Source organism: Fibrobacter sp., from assembly GCF_017545445.1.
Lineage (GTDB): Bacteria > Fibrobacterota > Fibrobacteria > Fibrobacterales > Fibrobacteraceae > Fibrobacter.
The window spans coordinates 1-5,493 of the sequence record NZ_JAFWOM010000051.1 but is presented as its reverse complement, the minus strand read 5'-3'; the positions used below and the strand labels follow the sequence as shown (position 1 = coordinate 5,493).

6 protein-coding genes and 2 pseudogenes are annotated in these 5,493 nt (G+C 52.3%); 6 read left to right on the top strand and 2 right to left on the bottom strand.

Annotated features, from left to right (window positions below; genetic code table 11):
• Both IKG78_RS05890 and IKG78_RS05885 read right to left on the bottom strand, forming a co-directional pair.
• Positions 1-480 (bottom strand): hypothetical protein (locus IKG78_RS05890; protein WP_366074874.1); only part of this gene is annotated, 480 nt, incomplete at its 3' end.
• A 31-nt stretch (positions 481-511) separates the two neighbouring features.
• On the bottom strand, positions 512-1,015 hold the full coding sequence (locus tag IKG78_RS05885) for a hypothetical protein (RefSeq protein WP_290940815.1): 504 nt from the start codon (positions 1,013-1,015) through the stop codon (positions 512-514).
• A 264-nt stretch (positions 1,016-1,279) separates the two neighbouring features.
• Here IKG78_RS05885 and IKG78_RS05880 point away from each other — a divergent pair, with 264 nt between their 5' ends.
• From IKG78_RS05880 to IKG78_RS05855, 6 genes and pseudogenes are all read left to right on the top strand, one after another.
• Entirely contained in the window at positions 1,280-2,470 is a 1,191-nt protein-coding gene (locus IKG78_RS05880; RefSeq protein WP_290940812.1) for a multidrug effflux MFS transporter, read from the top strand.
• 39 nt (positions 2,471-2,509) lie between these two features.
• Complete coding sequence (locus tag IKG78_RS05875) at positions 2,510-3,034, top strand: cyclophilin-like fold protein (protein WP_290940809.1); 525 nt, start codon at positions 2,510-2,512, stop codon at positions 3,032-3,034.
• A gap of 162 nt (positions 3,035-3,196) precedes the next feature.
• The gene (locus tag IKG78_RS05870) at positions 3,197-3,994 is read left to right on the top strand and encodes a hypothetical protein (protein WP_290940806.1); all 798 of its coding nucleotides are present in this window, start codon (positions 3,197-3,199) and stop codon (positions 3,992-3,994) included.
• Between the two features lie 46 nt (positions 3,995-4,040).
• Positions 4,041-4,457, top strand: a pseudogene (locus tag IKG78_RS05865) (Rrf2 family transcriptional regulator); the annotation flags it as partial.
• 31 nt (positions 4,458-4,488) lie between these two features.
• Positions 4,489-5,310 carry a protein-ADP-ribose hydrolase gene (locus IKG78_RS05860; RefSeq protein ID WP_366074871.1) on the top strand — a complete coding sequence of 274 codons (822 nt, stop codon included), beginning with the start codon at positions 4,489-4,491 and terminating at the stop codon, positions 5,308-5,310.
• A pseudogene (locus tag IKG78_RS05855) lies at positions 5,279-5,493 on the top strand (Sir2 silent information regulator family NAD-dependent deacetylase); the annotation flags it as partial. The gene IKG78_RS05860 and the pseudogene IKG78_RS05855, both read left to right, overlap by 32 nt.

The window sequence follows — 5,493 nt, the reverse complement described above, 5'->3', positions numbered from 1 at the left end:
GCCCTTGAGGCCAACTTTTGATTTTTCGACAGTCCCCAATAGGCAATACCATTTCTTGTTTTCGTGCTTACGGATGGCGGCGAATTGCGGAAACCGTTCCCACAGATATTCGGGCTTGTCTCCGTATTTTTGCTCCGCGTAACCAATCAGGTCGTTTGCTGATTTCCTTTTGAAAATCTGCGTCTCGAAACATTCGCTGAAGAACTTATCCGTAATGACGGAAACTTCTTTGCGGATGCGGCCCACGAGGGCCCCCTGCACTGACAGCACCGAAAAAAGTAGGTATTCTTCGCCGGAATCGTTGTCGAATACCTTGACCGAAACTTTCTTGCCCCGTCCCACTCTGATTTCCAGACGGAACTGTCCGCCAAGTATTTCGCGGACGAGCGCATAGTTTGGCCCTTCCTTCGTGAACCCGAAAGGAATGAGCTTCTTTACAAGGAGTTTCTTGCCATTGAATTGTTCTTCGATGCCTGTCACGATCGAAAAGATAGATAAAATTATTTACGGCTCAGTTAGAAATTGCGACTTCCCGGCGGGCGTCGCGGTACTTGTGCAGGCCTAGCATCACGCGGCGGGCAATCGGTTGCGCGATCAAGATTTCTACCGCGAGCGAAATGGCAAAGTTGCGAGGCCACTTGTAAAAGAAGTTCACCAGCGGCTCCATTGTAATTTCGCGGTTTCCGACCCAGGTGCCTACAATCGTCAAGATGATGGACGTCAGGAAAACCGTGCACATGATGTTGAGTGTAATCACCGCGTGGAAGCTGTCGCCCTTCTGCGTGAGTTTTGAAGTCAGGAACGCCGCAGGCTTATATGTGACAAGCACCGTCGCGATAACGCACGGCCAGAGTATCGGCATAATCGGGAATACGTGCGCCCAGCTTTCCATGCTAAAGCCCATCTCGAAACAGGTGATGAGCGGCGCGATGATGTTCATCGAGATAATCGAAAGCGTCACGAGAAAAAGGGTGAATTCGCGTTTGCCGCGCGGGAGTTTCATGTAAAAGTCCATTTTAACCTCTTTTGTTGCGGGCCCTGCGCAATAAAAAAGGCGCAAAACCCTGATGTTTGAGTTTCACGCTGAACCATTATACGCAATGAAATTTCGTGCCCATAAATAAAAATATTTTTTGCCTTTGTCAAGAACTTGCCAACGGAAATTTTTTTTCCTAAATTCGCTTGCGAAATCAACGTGTAGCGGTCCCGCATAAGTCCAGTTGTAAGGCTTTGCGGGCTTTTTTATAGCGATTCCGTGCGGTTTCGTCAAGAGGAATTTATGAGCGGAAAACAGAAATTCACTTTCCTTATGCTGTTGCTAGGCTTGCTTTCGGCGTTCGGCCCCTTCGTGACGGACCTTTACTTACCGGCCCTCCCGAGCCTAGCAGACTACTTTGCGGCAAGCCCCTCGATGGCACAGCTGAGTCTCACCATGAGCATGCTCGGACTTTCGGTGGGGCAAATCTTTGTAGGCCCGCTGAGCGACAAGTACGGCCGCAAAAAGTTGTTGCTAGTTTGTCTGTTGCTTTTTGTTTGCGGGACTGTCGCCTGCATTGTCGCGCCGAACATCGTAACCTTCAACGTGTTTCGTTTGTTGCAGGGCATGGCGGCGTCCGGCGGCATCGTGATTGCGCGTTCCATTTCGGCGGATTCCTACCGCGGCCCGGTGCTCACGAAGTTCCTTGCCATGGTGAGCGCTGTGAACGGAGTCGCCCCGATTATAGCCCCGGTGCTAGGCGGCTTCTTGCTGAATTTCATGAGCTGGAAGGGAACTTTCGCGGTGTTGCTTCTGTACGGTGCATTGCTGCTCTTTATGTCAGGGAAATTTCAGGAATCGCTCCCGGCAAAACGTCGCAGCAAAAAATCCGTCTTTGCGAGCTTTAGCTTGTATGCAAAAGTGTTCAAGAACCGTGCCTACGTATCGTATTTCTTGGTATGCACATTCCCAATGATTATCTTGTTCGGGTATATCGCGTCTTCGCCCTTTATCTACCAAAAAATCTACGGCCTTTCGCCTGTCGGCTTTAGTCTGTGCTTTGCGCTGAACGCCGTTTTCACGGCCATCGGTTGCGCATTGTCGGGTAAAGTCGGCAACGAATACAAGGCCTTGAAAATCGCGGGTACGGGAATGTTCGTTTTCGCAATTGCCGTTGCTGTTGCCCTCATGACGCACGCTTTACTCCCGATTCTGCAAGTCGCCTTCATGGGGCTTACGTTCATGTTCGGCATGAGTCAGCCCCCGGCAAACGCATTGGCTTTGAACGCCGAACGCGCAAATGCAGGCACCGCCGCAGCAGCCATCGGGGCATCGGGCTTCTTGATGGGCGGAATCGTCTCTCCGCTGGTCGGCATGGGGGACATTGCCACAAGTGTTTCGATCGTCCTAGTTGTGGGTGCCGTTTTGACGCTTGTTTCGGTCCTCGCCAGCGGTTCACTATGCGCAAAAGGCATAGTGAGTCATAGCAAATAAGTATTTTGAATTGCTTGCACAATTATTTATATTGTGTGTATGCGAAACTTTATCTTTATAGCGTTGTTCTTTCTCGTGGCCTGCAGCGATGCTGCGAGCCATTCGACACAACCCGAAATCCAGACGCCGAAATCGTCCGCCAGTAAAACGTCCGACGCAGTGCCCGCAAGTTCATCGGCCGGTTCAACATCTAAAGTGGGGGAGGCTACCGTGAAACTCAAGATCCATGTGAACGACACCACCTTCACGGCAACGCTCGAAGAAAATTCCTCGGCCAAGGCCTTCGCCGAATTCCTCACGCAGGGCGATATGACGCTCGACATGCACGACTACGGCAGTTTCGAGAAGGTGGCCGACTTGCCGCGCAGTTTTCCGCGTAACGACAAGCAAATCGACACCGATGCGGGCGACATCATCCTTTACCAGGGCAACTCCATCACCATCTACTACGACAAGAATTCCTGGAACTTCACGCGCCTTGCCCGCATCGACAACGTGAATAAAAAGCGCCTCCAGCAGATCCTCGGCAAAGGGAACGTGAAGGCGACCTTTTCGGTGGAATAAACAGCGAAAGCTCTAACTAGTTCTCGTTTTTGTAACCAAATTTTTACCTTAAATTTCTAGTTGTTCTATTGACATTACAACGATAATTGAATATATTTGTGTTGTAACAATTATAGAACAACAATAAAAATAAAAAAAGGGCATGGCCCAAGGAGACTCAAAATGGAAAAGAACAACTTCAAGACCGTAAATCTTGGTAAGGGCGTCATGGAAATCTACGATTTCGGCGCGGTCAAGCTGCATGCCTACAAGACAAACGACCTGATAACCGACGAATGTTTCTTGCTGGAAAAGGGCGGCAAGATGTTCATGGTCGAAGCCCCCTGTTTCTTCGACAACATCAAGGAACTGGAGGCCTACATCAAGGGTCTTTCGGTAGAATTCGTGGGCACGGTGATTGCCTACCATGGCGCGGGCGCGACTTTCATGAAGGGGGCTCCCGTGTACAGCACCCGCCATGCCGACGATTACAACCATAACGGAGGCGGTGCGGCCCTGGTCAAGAATTTCACGGCGGCTTTTGGCGATGCTTTTGACAGCTCCATCTACGCGACGACGGACTTTATCGAAGGAGAGACTTTGAATCTCGCGGGCATCGACATGCGCATTGTCGCGACCCAGGAGGCATTCGATATCGAGTTTCCCGCAATCAACGTTGTCTACACCCACATGATGGGTCACGACGTTCATTCCATCGTGGCAGGGAGCAAGCACGCCGATGCCATCATCGCGCAGCTCACGGATTACATCGACCGCGGAATTTCCCTGATTCTCACGTCACACTACACGGTGGAAAATCTGGAAGATGCCCGTGCTAAAATCCAGTACCTGAAGGTGATGAAGAATATCGCCCTCAAGAATGTGAACCCGGCGGCATTCAAGAGCGCCATGAAGCAGGAATTTACGAACTACTCCGGCGAAAATTATCTGGACATGACGGCGGGAATGTTCTACAAATAGGCCAAGGCACGCGTGAACGCAGGCAACAATTGTTAAATTGTGGATTATGAAAGTCAGCGTTCGTTTTACGGCGGCGGTCCATACCTTGCTTTGCATCCACTTCTTCGAGGGTGCGGAACGGGTGACCTCGGAATTCATATCGGGCAGCACCGGCGTGAATGCGGTCATCATCCGCAAGGTCCTTTTGCAGTTGCAAAAGGCGGGCCTGGTTGAGACGGCTCCTGGCGTAGGGGGCTCTCACCTTGCGCGTCCTGCCGACAAGATAACGCTCCTGGATGTCTACAAGGCCATCAACGATATCGACGAGGAACGGATCGTCTTCAGTTTCCACCCGGAACCGAATCCGCTGTGCCCCGTAGGCAAGAACATCCACCGCCTGTTGGACCCGGCCCTGAATTCGGCGCAGACGGCGCTGGAAATGGAACTGGAGAAGACGACCCTGAAGGGCCTCGCCGCACAACTCAAGACCGCCCCTGAGTCATCCGGGAGGAAACATGAACCAAGCAGAGCGCAGACTATTCCTGATAAAGTATCTATTGGCGGAAAGTCCCAGGTACAGCGGCACGACCATCCCCGCGGACGCCGAAGGACAGAAAATCCTGTTGCGTTCCTTGATGAACGTGCGGGAGGCCGCCCCCGCAAGCGATGAATTCTACAGGATTCAGGACGAATACCTGCAGGAATCCATCCGTGGTCGCGGAATAACGGACATCGCGGACATTGAAAGTATCGGCAGGCGCTTCAGCGCGGGTGCGCCGGACTTGTTTGGCGATTCCTTGTTCCTGTGGCGCGGCGACATCACCACCCTCAGGGTAGATGCAATCGTGAATGCTGCCAACAGCGGCATGACGGGTTGCTGGCAGCCTTGCCACAGCTGTATCGACAACTGCATCCATACCTTCGCGGGGATCCGCCTCCGTAGCGCTTGCGACGCCCTGATGAAACGGCAAGGGCAACCCGAACCTACGGGACAGGCGAAAATCACGCCGGCCTACAACCTGCCCTGCAAATACGTGCTGCACACGGTGGGGCCAATCGTGGGCTACGGCCTTACGGAACGGGACTGCGAGTTGCTGGAATCGTGCTACAGGAACTGCCTCGATGTTGCGGCCCGGAACGGTGTGGAATCTATTGCCTTCTGCTGTATTTCTACAGGTGTATTCCGTTTCCCGCCGGAACGTGCCGCCCAAATCGCGGTGGATACGGTGCTGGAATGGAAGCACCGTACACAAAGCCCCATGAAGGTTGTCTTTAACGTTTTCAGCGAAAAGGACGAGTCTATCTATGCGCGGATTTTCGAAAAAATCAACGGATGATTTTTCTGCCGAAGTATCGAGACTGAAAAAGGCGCTGGCAAGGGCGGATGCCGTCGTCGTGGGCGCGGGCGCCGGGCTTTCGACATCGGCGGGATTTACCTATTCCGGGGAACGCTTTGTCAAGTACTTCGCTGACTTTTCTGTAAAGTACGGCTTTTCGGACATGTATTCCGGCGGCTTTTT